Source organism: Kibdelosporangium aridum, from assembly GCF_900176515.1.
Classification (GTDB): Bacteria; Actinomycetota; Actinomycetes; order Mycobacteriales; family Pseudonocardiaceae; genus Kibdelosporangium; species Kibdelosporangium aridum.
This window is the reverse complement of sequence record NZ_FWXV01000006.1, coordinates 155,179-169,444: the sequence shown is the minus strand read 5'-3', so window position 1 is coordinate 169,444 and position 14,266 is coordinate 155,179. Positions and strand designations below refer to the sequence as shown.

General features: G+C 66.1%; 13 protein-coding genes. 6 read left to right on the top strand and 7 right to left on the bottom strand.

Translation table 11 applies throughout. From position 1 onward, the window contains the following. The first annotated feature begins 42 nt into the window (after window positions 1-42). The 3 genes from B9C43_RS31405 (at window position 43) to B9C43_RS31395 (ending at window position 2,688) form a co-directional block, all read left to right on the top strand. The gene (locus B9C43_RS31405) at window positions 43-555 is read left to right on the top strand and encodes an RNA polymerase sigma factor (RefSeq protein WP_160096800.1); all 513 of its coding nucleotides are present in this window, start codon (window positions 43-45) and stop codon (window positions 553-555) included. Window positions 556-825: 270 nt separating this feature from the next. Then, the gene (locus tag B9C43_RS31400; protein ID WP_084430509.1) at window positions 826-1,827 is read left to right on the top strand and encodes a helix-turn-helix domain-containing protein; all 1,002 of its coding nucleotides are present in this window, start codon (window positions 826-828) and stop codon (window positions 1,825-1,827) included. 165 nt (window positions 1,828-1,992) lie between these two features. Continuing rightward, window positions 1,993-2,688, top strand: a complete 696-nt coding sequence (locus tag B9C43_RS31395) for a bifunctional DNA primase/polymerase (protein ID WP_084430508.1) — start codon at window positions 1,993-1,995, stop codon at window positions 2,686-2,688. Between the two features lie 191 nt (window positions 2,689-2,879). Here the strand turns inward: B9C43_RS31395 and fxsT are convergent, their stop codons facing one another. Further along, on the bottom strand, window positions 2,880-5,330 hold the full coding sequence (fxsT, locus tag B9C43_RS55835; protein WP_160096796.1) for an FxSxx-COOH system tetratricopeptide repeat protein: 2,451 nt from the start codon (window positions 5,328-5,330) through the stop codon (window positions 2,880-2,882). A gap of 40 nt (window positions 5,331-5,370) precedes the next feature. Continuing rightward, window positions 5,371-6,264, bottom strand: coding sequence for an effector-associated domain 2-containing protein (locus tag B9C43_RS31385; RefSeq protein ID WP_084430506.1), 894 nt, complete (start codon window positions 6,262-6,264; stop codon window positions 5,371-5,373). Window positions 6,265-6,377: 113 nt separating this feature from the next. Here B9C43_RS31385 and B9C43_RS31380 point away from each other — a divergent pair, with 113 nt between their 5' ends. Both B9C43_RS31380 and B9C43_RS31375 read left to right on the top strand, forming a co-directional pair. Then, window positions 6,378-7,046, top strand: a complete 669-nt coding sequence (locus tag B9C43_RS31380; RefSeq protein WP_051896051.1) for a Crp/Fnr family transcriptional regulator — start codon at window positions 6,378-6,380, stop codon at window positions 7,044-7,046. An 80-nt stretch (window positions 7,047-7,126) separates the two neighbouring features. Then, window positions 7,127-7,384: a hypothetical protein gene (locus tag B9C43_RS31375; RefSeq protein WP_033384930.1), complete on the top strand. Its 258-nt coding sequence runs from the start codon at window positions 7,127-7,129 to the stop codon at window positions 7,382-7,384. Between the two features lie 127 nt (window positions 7,385-7,511). Here the strand turns inward: B9C43_RS31375 and B9C43_RS31370 are convergent, their stop codons facing one another. Genes B9C43_RS31370 through B9C43_RS31350 form a run of 5 tightly spaced genes read right to left on the bottom strand, consistent with a single transcriptional unit; the run spans window position 7,512 to window position 11,843 of the window. Further along, on the bottom strand, window positions 7,512-8,666 hold the full coding sequence (locus tag B9C43_RS31370; protein ID WP_084430504.1) for a THUMP-like domain-containing protein: 1,155 nt from the start codon (window positions 8,664-8,666) through the stop codon (window positions 7,512-7,514). Between the two features lie 3 nt (window positions 8,667-8,669). After that, the gene (locus B9C43_RS31365; RefSeq protein WP_084430503.1) at window positions 8,670-9,623 is read right to left on the bottom strand and encodes a class I SAM-dependent methyltransferase; all 954 of its coding nucleotides are present in this window, start codon (window positions 9,621-9,623) and stop codon (window positions 8,670-8,672) included. Then, complete coding sequence (locus B9C43_RS31360) at window positions 9,613-10,392, bottom strand: enoyl-CoA hydratase/isomerase family protein (protein WP_084430502.1); 780 nt, start codon at window positions 10,390-10,392, stop codon at window positions 9,613-9,615. Before B9C43_RS31360 ends, B9C43_RS31365 begins: the two co-directional genes overlap by 11 nt. Window positions 10,393-10,420: 28 nt before the next feature. After that, window positions 10,421-11,233 carry an ABC transporter ATP-binding protein gene (locus tag B9C43_RS31355; protein WP_084430501.1) on the bottom strand — a complete coding sequence of 271 codons (813 nt, stop codon included), beginning with the start codon at window positions 11,231-11,233 and terminating at the stop codon, window positions 10,421-10,423. Between the two features lie 52 nt (window positions 11,234-11,285). Further along, window positions 11,286-11,843, bottom strand: a complete 558-nt coding sequence (locus B9C43_RS31350) for a Uma2 family endonuclease (RefSeq protein WP_143446726.1) — start codon at window positions 11,841-11,843, stop codon at window positions 11,286-11,288. A 158-nt stretch (window positions 11,844-12,001) separates the two neighbouring features. Between B9C43_RS31350 and glgX the strand changes: the two genes are divergently transcribed. Continuing rightward, window positions 12,002-14,122, top strand: a complete 2,121-nt coding sequence (gene glgX / locus B9C43_RS31345) for a glycogen debranching protein GlgX (protein WP_235038955.1) — start codon at window positions 12,002-12,004, stop codon at window positions 14,120-14,122. The last annotated feature ends 144 nt before the right edge of the window (window positions 14,123-14,266 follow it).

The window sequence follows — 14,266 nt, the reverse complement described above, 5'->3', positions numbered from 1 at the left end:
GCCTACCTGAAACCAGCTGTGTGGAGTAAGTTCCCTCTTGTCATGGCAAAGAAGAGATACAGCCAAGCACCTGACGATTCTTATTGGGAGGAATGCGTCAGGCTCCGTCCGTCCTTGCTCAGGATCGCTGCGTGGCGCTGTCAGGGATTACTTGACCCCGAGGACATAGTGCAGGAGGCGTTCCTCCGCGGCGCGGAGGCAGGCAACTTGGAGCTCAGGTGGCTGCGACCGTTTCTCGTCACGGTGATCTTCCGGTTGTGCGTCGACGAAGCACGTCGCAGGGCAGTGGTCGAGCGGCTGGGTTCACATCGCCGGCTCCTGCCGCCTCCGGCCGAGGATCCCGCCGAAACCGCCTGCGACCGGGCAGAAGCTCGCTGGCTCGCGGTGCGGTCGAAGGACCTCTCGCCGAGCGATCGCAGACTGCTGTCACTGTTGACGTCGGGCTGCGCACGCAAGGAAATCGCAGACGAACTGGGAACCACCCCGCAAGGCATGTACTCCGCGGTCCACCGGCTGCGCCGCAGGATCAGCCCTGTCGGCTCGAGGAGAACCTGACCGGCCCCCGGTGGTCGGGCGGGAGTGGTTGGCCGGGGGGCATCCTCCACTCCCGCCCTCGGGTGGCTGCTTCTCGTCTGGCCCATCAGGACAGTGCCCTGCCCACCGCCCGTTCGATGGGTGCTGACTCCCACGCAGCCTCCCCTCATCGCACAATGGCCCATCCACCGCGGCAGCAGAACAGCAAACGGTGGCGCACTCTCGTCATTGGTATTCATTCGCCTACCCGAAGGCCACCCGGCGGATCCGGGCGAGCAGAGGATCACCCTGATGCTTGAGATCATAGGTCTCGACACGCGCACTCAGATGGTGTATGAGACGCTCGTGAACAGCCCGCCCCTCACCCTGGAGGAGCTGCGGCAAGAATTGACGATCAGCGAGGCTGATCTGAATTCCGCCCTCGACGATCTGGCAGCCCGCGGGTTATTTACCTGGGCCAGGGGGCACCCAAGGCGACTTGTCCCGGCACCACCCGACGTCGCTCTCGAGATACTTCTGCTTGAGCAGCAACAGCAAATCAACCAGGCTCGCTTGTTCACAGAGCAACTCGCCGAGCGCCATCGGCTGGCCTCATCAGGCGAAAACCCGGCGGACGTCATCGAAGTGATTTCCGGCCGCGCAGCCGTGACCGAGAGCATCGAGCGAGTCTTTCGCGACGCCCGGACCCAGATCCGCCTCATCGACATGCATCCATATGTGCTCGCTCCAGAGATTCTGACTTCTCTGCATGCCGAGACATTGCGGCGAGGGGTTTCTTATCGTGCGCTTTATGACGTTGAAACGGTCGCTTCGCTCGATCTGCGAGCCGAGACCGAGCCGGCCACGGCAGGCAGCGAACAGGTAAGGGTATTGCCCGCCGCCCCCACCAAGCTGCTCATGTCCGACGATCGTCTGGCACTACTGCCGATACAGTCTTCTCCCCACGAGATCGACTCCATCGCAGCAGTGCACCCGTCGGCGGTGTTGGAAGCGCTTCACTCGCTCTTCGAAACCCTCTGGCAGACGGCGTTGCCGTTGCCGGGGTCGGATACACCTGCCCTGATCGCGGATACCCCCACCACAGTGGACAGTCGCATCGTAGCGCTGATGACAGCGGGAGTGCCTGATCGCGCCATCGCCGCACAGCTCGGGTTGTCCTACCGGACCTTCCAGCGCCGTACCCGCGCTTTGATGGATCTGCTCGGCGCTCGAACCCGTTTCCAGGCCGGGCTTCAGGCCGCCTTCCGGGGATGGGTGCACCACCCGAACACATCGCCAACCGCACCCGAATGAGACCGCGTCAGCCAGTCAGCAGCCTCGCCCCGGCCTGGCCAACAGGAATAAGGAACGGTTCAGGTAGGTACTCGGGTAGTTATCCCCTCACGTCACCTTGGCACGTCCGCGACTCTCAATGCCCATACGGCCAATGGAGCCGACAGCCGCAGTCGACAGAAGGGGATGTCGTTGTCTGAGCGAGTACCCGCCAGGCTCAGGGTCACACAGTGCAACTCTTCCACAACTGCCGCTCGTCGTTTGATCTCGCTGCGGGACGCCGCGCTTTCCGCAAGCCAGCACGGCTGGCCGGTGTTACCGGGTTCGGTGTGGCGGCAATCCCGCTACTACAACGCCATCACCAATGCGAGCACCAACGGCCTGACGCCGGTAGTGCCACGCCAGCATGCCACTGTCGACCGTCAGCAAGTGCGAGCTTGGTGGGCGACCCTGCCACACGCGGTGCTGCTGGTCGTCGGGAAGGCGTTCGACGTGATCTCGGTGCCGATGTCCTGGGGAATCAGTGCCGCCAAACATTCGAAGTTTCGCCAGGATCCCGCCCCCGTGATCGTCACACCTGATCGGATGGCGCACTTTCTGGTCGCCACTCCGGCGACGCTGAACGTCGAGCTGAGCCGCTGGCCGCAGGCGGTGCTGGCCCGGCCTTTGACGGTGGTGCCAGCGCCCCCGACGCACATGGACGGCAACCTCGTCAAGTGGTGGGTAGCTCCGAACCGCACCGACTGGACACCGGGCGATCCAGCCATCGTTCAACACGTCCTGGTCGCCACCGCATCCCGCGGCGCGGCGAAAGGTGTGAACGCATCCGCACCTTCTGACCAGCACCCACAAACCCGCGGTCGGACCAGCCGGAAGCCCTGAGCCGGCTCACCCCATGGTCCGCCGCGTGCCCGCGCACGGTTCCGGCGCGGGCAGGCCGCAGCGCCCCGCCCACCCCCCGACTGTAGGGGCGCTGCGGCTTCATCAAAACTCCACTTCCTTTTTTGCGATTTCACGGTGCCGGAAAGTGCGACACACGGTGTCGGAATGGTGGACACGCCCTGTGGGCCTGCTCAGATGATGTCGACGGTGCAGAAGATCCGGCGGTTCTCAGCGGCCGCGACCGTCACGGGATGATTCGCCCCGAGAGTCCTGCGGAGGCGAGTCACGCTGTCACGTTGCAAGTCGGCGGATTCGTCCAGTTGACCGAGGCCGCGCAGGTGCAGGGCGAGGTTGGTGGCGACCGCGCATGTGTGCGGATGGTCGTCGGGCAGTGCGCGCTGTGACCGCTCCATGGTGTCCAGACCGAGGTCCCTAGCGGCCGCGTACTGGCCGGCCCTGGCCAGGTCGTTGGCCAGGTTGGCGGCACAGACCAGGCTGAACGGGTGGTCCTCGCCGAGTGCCGCGCGCATCCGGTTCATCGCCTTCTCGTTCAGCCCGCGAGCGGTGGACAGCTCACCGAGAACATGCAGGGTCACGGCCACATTCGTGGCGGCGGCGAGGGTGAACGGGTGGTGCTGGCCCCAGGTGCGCTGGCTGAGCGTGTGAACGTGCAGGCCCAGCCTGCGGGCCTCTTCCAGCCTGCCGAGCTGCCTGAGCGTCACCGAGACGTTCATCGCCGCGGAAATGGCCTCTGGCGCTGCTTCGCCGTATCTCCCGATCAGACCGTCGAGTGCGACTTGCCCCAGCGGCAACGCATTCACCGCATCACCGGCCAGACGTCGTGCGACAGCAAGGGTTCTGGTCGCCCGCAAGGTCATCACGTGGCGGATCCCGGCGTTCTCGCGAAGGCGTTGCACGGTGTCTTCCTGGACCTGGCATGCTTCCGGCCACTTCCCGCACGCGATCAGGTCGAGCACCCAGCTGTTCAAAGTAGACAGAGTGGCGGGATGGTTCTCGCCAAAGACATCGGTTTTCCGTTCCGCTGTCTGCTCGTGGAGTCTTCGTGCGGTGTCGAAGTCGCCACAGAGTCTCAGCGCCGAGGCGTACTTGCTCGTGGCCTCAAGCGTGTCCGGGTCGTCGTCGCCGAACGTACCAGGAGCGCGCTGGTACGCGAACTTGCCCAACGCCATCCCAGACACGAATTCCCCCGCAGCACGCAGGTCTTCGGCCACGGACTGAGCCGAAAGCAGTGTGTCCTCGTGGTCCTGACCGAGGTGCTCCCGCGATTGCGCCACTGTGGACTCGCCGATCCGCCCGGCCTCTTCGAACAGACCCGCTTGGCGTGATGTCCTTGCCAGCCATCGTGCGGCGGTCAGCGCGTCTCTCCTGTTGTCCCGCCATCGATCCACGAGTGTCGCGGCCATTGTCCGCGCGTCGTCGGGATCTCCCCATTCGGACAGGAAAGCGACCATGTTGATGGCGAGCCTGCGGACCTGCGGATCACCGCAGTCCAGCACACCGCTTGCCAGCACGTGCGGCAGCAGATCGGCGTAACACGACCAGTTCGCCGCGTTCTCCGGATCGTTGGGATCCGCGTACGCCAGGATCAGGTGCGCGTCATGTCTGAACCGTTCCTCGCGCGGGAGTCGGCGAGTCAGCTCGACGGTGTCGTTGCGATGATCCACCTTGGCCAGTCCTCGCGCGCCGATCCGCCGGATCTCGCGGCTGAGCAGGACCGGGTCGCGCAGGGTCGCGGCGAGATCGGGAAGGGACGGAAGGTGCGGCGCACTGGCGAAGAGCCTGCGCGATATCGGCCCCTCCGCGAAGAACGCGCAGACCTTGAGCAAGTCGTCCTGCTCGACTTCCGGATTGGCACGTGGCCACGGAACTTCGATCGCATTGCCGGTGGCGGAACGGGACGTTACGACGACATGTCCGGGGCCTGCGGGGAAAAACGGCCGCACGTCGTCGATCCGGCCGACGTCGTCGAAGATCAGCAGCGAGTCGCGGGTACGCAGGGCGTCAAGGACGGCAGGAACCGCCGCCTGCGCGCTCGGTTCGACCGGCAGCTTCAGCCGCATGGCGAGTTTGACCAGTGCGATACGCACCTGTACCGGATGGGTCGACGGGATCCACCAGACCACGTCGTGATCTCCCACGTGCCGATGCGCGTACTCGGCGGCGAGCTCGGACTTGCCGGCACCGATCAAGACGGCCGGACTCCTGTCCCGGACCGCGGCGAGCAGCTCCACGTCAGGCGTGAAATCGGCGGCCCGTGGCGGCACTTCTCCTCGGATCACCGGGTGATCGGCCCGAACGGCACCGCGCTGGCGCGGCACGTCACCGCTGAGCATCTGCCGCGCCCATGACACAGCGCGCGACCTGGGCTCCAGTTCGCTCAGGACACGCAGGAACGCCGACAGTGCGCCAGGGTGCTGGTCGCATGCCAGCAGGATGCTGTAGATGTGCTGGCGGGTCGATGGGAAATGCCTGACCTGTAAGGGCAGCCCGAGGTGCTGGGAGACCAGGTCAAGGCACAGTCCACGGCCGATCGGATCGCGTAACACCTGCACCTGCTCGAGGGTCTCCACCACCGCTTGCCAGACATCCCGCCGCCGTCCCAGGCCAGCCAACGGCCACACGGTTTCACCTCCGTGTCTCAGCGCCCGAATTGGGAATATCTCAGTCGACCGAATCCGACAACAGCAGCCGCTTGATACCCTCCAATCGGCGTACTCCCCCGGAGTCGCCATCCAGCTGGCGGACCGCCTCGATCAGGTCGAGCAGACCCCGCTCGTGCCGCAGGCAGGTCTGCACCAATGCGAAGACATGCATCCTGGTGATCGGGTAGTACGGCACCGAATTCGCGATCTCCCTTGGCAGCAGATCGATCAACATCGCCCTGCTGTTCGCCTCACGGACGAACGGCAGTTCCAGCAACGCGTCCACGATGTCCGACAGCGGGGTGACCTGAACCCGTGGCGGCGGTGGCGCGGGCGGCGGCACGTGCACGTCGGGCAGGCGTAACCACGCCACGGTTTCGGTCTGCTTCACCGACACCGCGATTCGCCGGTAGGCCGACGGAACCGCGCTCGGCTCCTGGGCGATCACGTCTTGAAAGAAGTCGTTCGAGGCGATCAGCGCCAGCATGCCGCCGGTCTGAGCCAATGCGGACTTCGCCGGTTTGGCGTCGAGGATGCGAAACGCGAGATTCACCGCGTGGCTGACCACACCATCGGAATTCGCGTAAACCTCGCCGTGGTGCAGTGCGACGCGCAACTGCACTCGCGTTTCGAGCGTGTGCACCTCGTTGTAGCGGCGCAATGCCGCGAGCAATCGGCCGTACCACTGATCGGCCAGCAACAGCTTGGGAAACTCCGGCGGTACGAGGATCATCGCGCCGTCGCCACGGTCTTCGTGGTATACGAGTTTCCACGCCATCCCGGCTTCGTCGAAGGACACTCGCAGCATGTCGTACAAGCCCTCCTGGACCGTCCGCAGATGCATCAGCGTGCGTCTGGGGTCGGTGAAGGACGCGATGTCGACAGCGACAATCGCCCGGTGTTCTGTGGTCACGACGGATCACTCCCCATAATCGCCGCCCCAGGCCGGTGTTGTGAGTCCAACCATAGCTGGCAGCCGGGTGAGAATTGTTGTGTTCCAGGTCGTCTACTTGGCAACCTGAAGGAGTGGACACAGGTCCGGACAGTTTCTGGGAGAGGCTGACAACCACCGAGCGCGGCGTGATCGAGCAGGTGTCGCATCGGCGTGGCTACGTGGCCGGTGAGTATCTTTGGCATGAAGGTGACCAGTCCAAGCACGTGGTCGTAGTGCTGTCCGGGCATGTCCAAGTGATCACCCACACGACGGACGGACGGGAAGTCGTGATCGCACTGCGCAGCGCGGGCGACATCCTCGGCGAGATGGCCGCGCTGTACGACCAGCCCCGCACCGCGACTGTTCGCGCGCTGGACAAGGTCGATGCGATCACCGTGCCCAGCAACAGGTTCATCCACCTGTCGCAGACCCGCGCCAAACTGGCGTGGACGTTGCTCGGCGTGCTGCACGAGAGATTCGGCCAGACGAACCACCAACGCGCGGAGTACGGCGGCGGCACGGCCAGCCATCGCGTATACGCCCAACTCGCCCAGATGGCCGCGGAGCACGGTGCACAGAACGGCTCGACGATCGAGATCAAAGCCGGGCTGACCCAACAGCAACTCGCCGACAACGCGGCGACTTCGCGCGAGTCATACGCACGGGCGCTGCGGTCCTTGCGCGAACGTGGCATCATCAGCACCGGCCGCGGCTGGATCCGCGTGCACCGGCTGGACGAGCTGCGCCGGTTGGCTCGTTAGCCCTTCTGTGTCAGCTGACACAGAGATTCCGCGCCGTTCCGGGTTTCATCGTAAGTACGAAACCCAAGGAGGGGGCGCACATGGACCCGTTTCTTCCGGCTCCGGACCCAGGCAAGTGGCGCCGCGGATTCTTCGCCGCGTGCATCGCCATCCCGTTCACAGCCATGCAGATCTGGGCGATCACGGTGGTGCTGAGCACCGCGACCATGGAAGGCGCCGCAGGACTGGCGTTCCTGCTTGCCGTCGGGGGCTCTGTGGTCGCGGTGCTCGACGGATGGCGCTGGGCGTGGCGTCTCGGCCGTAACTCGGCCGAAGGGGTACCCGAGCCAGCACGATGACGATCTCGCCCGGTGCTGGAGCGGAACCGCCGGCCCGAGGGGGGCCGACGGTCCCGTCATCCGCGGTTCCCCTGGGCAAGGTGACGCTCCCACTGCTCGCCTCTCGGGCTGTCGAGGCGAGCAGGCGTCAGCCCGGAATGCGTTCGGCTTTGCACAGCAGAGCTGTTGGTGTGTGGCCGATTCGGGTCAGCACCACAGTCGCCTCCGCCTCTCCCCGCAACTTGAGGCGGGGGCGCAAAGCGTTCGGATCCACGTCCAGCCCGCGAACCAGGATCTCCAGCCGCCCGACGTCATGCTTGGCCAGCAACTGGCGCAACGACTTCTCGGAGTACCGGCCGTATTCGATCACGCGGAACGCCCGAATCCCCGGCGGTGGCTGGTCTCCGGTCAGGTAAGCGATCCGCGGATCCAGCTGCGCGAGCCCATGTGCGGCCGCGTAGTTGCGGACGAGCCCAGCGCGGACAACGGCACCATCCGGGTCGATGATCCATTCGGCCGGCGGCGTCACCGGGCAGGTGTCCGGCGACGCGTCGGTGATCGTCCAAGCGTCCATTGAGGACCGCAGTACCGTTGCCCGGCGGGTGACTCCCGGCGTGGCAAGCGATCCGGTCCACAGGCATGACTCGCGGACCTGGCCGTCCAACGACACCAGTTCGATCTCCGACGCCCACGGGACGTCAGCCGCGTCGATCCCCGGCGCACACTTCACCGCCATATCCCGGTTCCGGTAGACGGAAGCCAAAGCATCCAGGGGCGGGGTGAAATCCGCCGGACGCCAGCGCCGCCGTCCCGAAGAATCCCGGCGGGCCGGGTCGGCCAGGATCGCCGCGTCACGCGTGACCGGACGCAGGGCGTCCGCTTGGACGACTGGGCGGCCCGTGTTGTGGCGTGCCATGGCCAGCCGCACCGGATCCAGGTCCGAACCCACCGCGAAACCGTTCAAGTGAACGAGTTCCGTGCCGATGGAACACGTCACGTCATGCACAACACGGCCGGCGAACCGCTGCGCTCGGTGTGCCGCGACCTGCCACGGGGTTGCCTGCTGCAACGCGTCATCCGTGAACAGCCACCCGGACACGTCTAATTTGGACAGTGCTTTTCGGCGCAGCAACACCGTTTCCAACAGCATCGGCGCACGATCGCCTGCCAGACGCCGAGCGGTGCTGACGTCGGCGAGGTAGCTCGCCGACGTCAGCGCCAACTGGTCGATCTCAGCGAGGGCCGCTTCACCGGCCGGTGAGCCGAGGAAGGCGACGTCCTCAAGGGTGAAGCGGTATCCCACGGCTCACGGCTTGGTGCCGGTGATCATCACGTTGTAGAACAGCTCACGCGGCGCCACACCGCGCAGGATGTTCTCGTCCACCCAGGACAGTCGCTGCCATGCGCGGTAGGCGAACATTCGCCAGCCGAACGTCAGCTTCTCCTGTGGCACAGCGGCTTCGAACGTGCGCACCGGCCAGCCGAACAACGCGGCCGCCAGCTCTTCGGTCTTCGCCTGAACGTTCACGCCACCCGCGTCGCGGACCAGCTTCTCCAGCTCGGTCGGGTCGAACGTGTGCAGGTCCACGACCGCTTCGAGCGCCGCGGCGCGCGAGGACTCGTCGAGTTCCTCCTGCGGACGGCGCCACGAGTTCAGCGCGGGCAGCTTGGTGATGTTCGTGGTCAGCCACCAGGTGATCTGGCCGAGCTTGCGGGCGTACGCGTTGCCGATCTTCGTCGGCTCGCCCGCGAACACGAACCGCCCGCCCGGCTTGAGCACCCGCAGCACCTCACGGAACGCGGTCGGCAGGTCCGGGATGTGGTGCAGCACCGCGTGCCCGACGACCAAGTCGAAACTGTTGTCGTCGTACGGGATCCGCTCCGCGTCGGCCACCCGGCCGTCGACGTCCAGCCCGAGGTTGCGAGCGTTGTTCAGCGCGACCTGGACCATGCCCGGCGAAAGGTCGGTCACCGAGCCCTTCTTGATCACGCCGCCCTGCATCAGGTTCAGCAGGAAGAAACCCGTGCCACAGCCCAGTTCCAGCGCGGTCTCGTACGGCCAGCCGTCCTTGCCGGCGACCGACTCGAAGCGGCCGGTGGCGTACTCGATGCAGCGCTCGTCGTACGAGATCGACCACTTCTCGTCGTAAGTGCCCGCTTCCCAGTCGTGGTACAGCACGTTGGCGAGCTTCGGGTCCTGCCAGGCCGCCTCGACTTCCTCGGCCGTCGCGTGCGGGTTGGGCGCGGGGTCACTTGCCACTGAAGGTCGCCTTTCCTGGGCCGTTGGCGATGAAGGACTCCATCCCGGCAGTCCGGTCCTCGGTCGAGAACAGTCCGGTGAACAGCGCCGTCTCCAGCCGCAGCCCGGCGTTGAGGTCACCGTCCAGCCCGCCGTCGATCGCGGCCTTCGCCGCGGCCAGCGCACGCGTCGCGGCGCCGGTGAACTGGCCCGCCCACTTCTGCGCCGCGGTGTACACGTCGTCGGGCGCCACGACCTGGTCGACCATGCCGATCTTGAGTGCTTCTTCGGCCTCGACGAACCGGCCGGTGTAGATGATGTCCTTGGTCTTGCTCGGGCCGATCAGCCGCGCGAGGCGCTGCGTGCCGCCCGCGCCGGGGATGATGCCCAGCAGGATCTCCGGCTGGCCCACCTTGGCGTTGTCGCCGGCGATCCGCCGGTCGCAGCACAGCGCCAGTTCGTAGCCGCCGCCCAGGGCGTACCCGGTGATCGCGGCGACCGTCGGCTTCGGCAGCTCGGCGACGACCGTGAGGGTCTTGGACAACTCGGGGGCGTAGTCCGCGATGTCGGTGTGCCCCATCTTGGCGAACTCTTTGACGTCCGCACCGGCCGCGAACACCTTCGGGCCGCCGTAGATGATCACGGACTTGACGTCGGGCCGCTCGCCCGCCTCCATCGCCACCTGCCGCAACTCCGCCTGGAGCTGCCGGTTCAACGCGTTCATCGGCGGCCGGTCCAGCCGGATGGTGCCGATCCCGTCCGCTACCTCGAGCTTGACGAACTCACCCATGCTCGGAGGTTACCTTCCAGTAGGCAGGTCAGGCGCGCCGGGCGAAGAACCGATCACCCGAGCGTTCCAGCTGCAGCTTCTGGCCAAAGGTCGCGGACAGGTTCTCGCTGGTCAGCACGTCATCGATGAGGCCTTGGGCGACCACGGCGCCAGCCGAGAGCAGCATCAGGTGGGTGAACCCCGGCGGGATCTCCTCGACGTGGTGGGTGACCAGGATGGTCGCGGGGGCGTCCGGGTCCATGGCGAGCTCGCTGAGCCTGGCCACGAGGTCCTCCCGGCCACCGAGGTCGAGACCGGCGGCGGGCTCGTCCAGCAATAACAACTCGGGGTCGGTCATCATCGCGCGTGCGATGAGGACACGCTTGCGCTCACCCTCGGACAGCGTGCCGAACATGCGATCAGCGAACCGGCCGACACCCAGACCGTCCAGCAACTGCTGCGCGCGGCCGGTGTCCAGCGATTCGTACTCCTCGCGCCAGCGGCCCATCACGGCGTAACCGGCGCTCACGACCACGTCGAGCGCCTTCTCGTCCGGCGGGAACCGGTTGGCCGTCGCGGCGGAGCAGAACCCGATCCGCGGCCGCAGCTCGAACATGTCCACCTTGCCCAGCTGCTCGCCGAGCACATGGACTGTCCCGTTGGACGGGTGCATCTCCGCGGCGGCCATCCGCAGCAGGGTCGTCTTGCCCGCGCCGTTGCCGCCGAGGATCACCCAACGCTCGTCGAGCTCCACGCTCCAGTTGACCCCCGTGAGCAGCTTGTTGCCGCCGCGGCGCACGCCGACATCGGCCATGTGCACCACAAGGTCGTCGATGTTGTCCGGGACGCTCTGCTCGCTCACACCTTCATTCTGTCGTCCGCCCGCACAGCAGTGGCCAACCGGGGGTGGTGGCTTACGGCACGAGGTCGCGAACGTTCACGGTGAGTGGCGCGGGTGCGGTGACCGAGAGCACGTCGTCGACCTCGGCGTTGAGCTCATAGTCACCGTTGATCAGTTGGAACGCGGTGATCGAAACGGGATTGTCGAGATCGACGATCCAGTAATCCGGAATCCCGGCCTCGGCATACTCATTGACCTTGGTGACCCGGTCGATGCGACGGGAGCCGGGCGAGATCACCTCGACTGCGAGAAGCACATCCTTGGCGGCGTAGCGAGCCGGGTTGCCCTTGGCAACCGCAGTGGGAACAACGACTACATCCGGGACCCGGACCGTTGGCGGGAAGCTGTCGACGACGACGACCTCCACATCGGGCAGCACCGCGAGGTCAGCTGGCAATTGCGTGCCGAGTTGAATGACCAGCTGGGTGATGGCCCATTGGTGGTTCGACACCGGGCGTGGTGACACCTGCAGTACCCCTTCGGCGAGCTCGTACTGACGGGAGTTGTCCTCGGGGAGGGCATCCCAGTCCGCCAGAGACAGCAGGTGGTCCGGCCACATCACAGTGCTCACTGTGCACCTCTCCTAAGCCAGGGCTCAACCCCATTGTCTCATGACCTGCGGTTATGCCCCTACTTCGGCGCCTAGCGGCCCTGCACTTGATGCTCCGAACGGCTGGCTTGGCGACGCGATCGAGTCTGCCTGTCGGTGATCCTTGCGAAGATAGGACCGTGCCGACTTCACCTCGCGAGTTCCCGAGCCTTCTCGCCGGCCGCCCGTTCCCACTGGGCGCGCATCCGGAGTCAGGCGGCGTGCGCTTCGCCGTGGCGTCGTCGGTCGCCGAAGCCGTCGAGGTCTGCCTGATCAGTGAGGACGGCACCGAACGCCGGATCGAACTGCCCGAGCACACGTTTGGCATCTGGCACGGCATCGTTCCCGGTGTCACGCCTGGTCAGCGGTATGGATATCGCGTGCACGGGCCCTACGACCCGGGTCGTGGGATCCGCTGCAACCCGGCGAAGCTCCTGGTGGACCCGTATGCACGGCGAATCACCGGTGACGTGACACGTATGTCGGACACGTTGGACTACGTCGGCCATCTGATGGACGGCGTGCCGTCGCGTGTCGATTCCCTCGGCTCCGTGCCGTTGTCCGTCGTGACGTCGCCCGGCGGGGCTGACACGGGCACGAAGCCGGAGGTGCCGTTCGAAGAGTCCGTCATCTACGAGCTGCACGTGCGTGGCTTCACGAAACAGAATCCTGAGGTGCCGGAGAACCAACGCGGCACATATCTCGGATTGGCGCACCCCTCGGTGACGGATTACCTGGCGCGCCTCGGCGTCACCGCGGTGGAACTGCTGCCGATCCACGCGATCAGCTCCGAGCCCGGCCTGCGCGACACCGGCCGCAGCAACTACTGGGGATATTCCACACTTGGTTTTTTCGCGCCGCACAACGGTTACGCGAGCGAACCCGGCCGCGAGATCGAGGAATTCCGCACGATGGTCGCCGCGCTGCACGCGGCAGGCATCGAGGTGATCCTCGATGTGGTCTACAACCACACATGCGAGGGCGGTGCCGCCGGTCCGTCGCTGTCGTTCCGCGGATTGGATGCTCCGGCGTACTACGTGCTCGGGCCGGATGGCTACGACCGGGACATCACCGGGTGCGGCAACACGTTGAACAGCGGCTCGCCGACCGTGGTCCGGATGGTCACGGACTCCTTGCGGTACTTCGCCGACGAACTCGGTGTCGACGGCTTCCGGTTCGACCTGACCAGCGTCCTCGGGCGACCACACGCCGGAGCGTTCGACCCGAACTCGCCCTTGCTGACCGCGATCGTGACAGATCCCGTGCTGGCCGGGTGCAAACTCATCGCCGAACCGTGGGACGCGACCGGCGAAGGCTACCGAGTCGGCGGCTTTGGTCCTCAGTGGACTGAATGGAACGGTCGATACCGCGACACCGTCAGGGATTTCTGGCGTGGCGCGGTGGGCGTACGTGACCTCGCCTACCGGCTGTCAGGTTCATCCGACCTGTACGCGCTGAACCGGCGGCGGCCGTGGGCGTCGGTCAACTTCGTCACGGCACACGACGGGTTCACGTTGCGCGACATGGTTTCGTACAACCACAAGCACAACGAGGCCAACGGGGAAGACGGCCGCGACGGCACCGACGACAACCGCTCGTGGAACTGTGGAACCGAAGGCGAGACCGACGACAAGGAAATACGCGCGCTACGCGCCCGTCAGGCCCGCAACCTCGTCGCGACCTTGCTGCTGTCCACTGGCACGCCGATGCTTGTCGCAGGCGACGAACGGTGGCGCACGCAAGGCGGCAACAACAACGCGTACTGCCTGGACAACGAGACCTCATGGGTGGACTGGGAGCGCGGTGACGAGCAGCTGGACATGACCGCGTTCGTCCGGCACGCGATCAGCTTGCGCACCAACGCTCCCGCGCTGCGGCAGCCGCACTTCTTCGACGGCAGGCCAACCCGCTCGGGCGAACCGGACCTGGTGTGGTTCCGGCCGGACGGCTGCCCGATGTCGGACGAGAACTGGTTCGACGACGGCGCCAGGTCGTTGGGCATGTGGATCGACGGGTCGGAGGCGCTGTCCCGGACCCGCGGTGGCGAGCTCGTGTCCGACGACTCGTGGCTGCTGATCCTGCACGCGGGCGCCGACCCCGCCGCGTTCACGCTGCCGTCGGCCCGTTACGGCGAGGACTTCGAGCCCGTACTGGACACCGGGTCGCCTGACGGCAAGCCCTCGGAGCCTGAGCCACTCGAACCAGGCGCGACGATCACCGTGCCGCCACGGTCCCTGCTCCTGCTGCGAGCCCGCCGCTGACCCTGTCCAGCTGGTGAGAGCGGTTTTCCGAGGCCCCGCGGCCATGGCACCATGCGCATATGACCCGGTCGTTGCTCACCTGGCGCGACCGCACAGTTGACCTCCAGAAGCTCAACTTGTGCGGGTGTACCGCCGCGCGGTACG

Excerpts from the sequence above, each read along its gene's own strand:
- B9C43_RS31405 (WP_160096800.1), top strand. The coding sequence starts at position 43 with ATGGCAAAGAAGAGATACAGCCAAGCACCTGACGATTCTTATTGGGAG.
- B9C43_RS31400 (WP_084430509.1), top strand. The coding sequence starts at position 826 with ATGCTTGAGATCATAGGTCTCGACACGCGCACTCAGATGGTGTATGAG.
- B9C43_RS31395 (WP_084430508.1), top strand. The coding sequence starts at position 1,993 with ATGTCGTTGTCTGAGCGAGTACCCGCCAGGCTCAGGGTCACACAGTGC.
- B9C43_RS31375 (WP_033384930.1), top strand. The coding sequence starts at position 7,127 with ATGGACCCGTTTCTTCCGGCTCCGGACCCAGGCAAGTGGCGCCGCGGA.
- B9C43_RS31360 (WP_084430502.1), bottom strand. The coding sequence starts at position 10,392 with ATGGGTGAGTTCGTCAAGCTCGAGGTAGCGGACGGGATCGGCACCATC.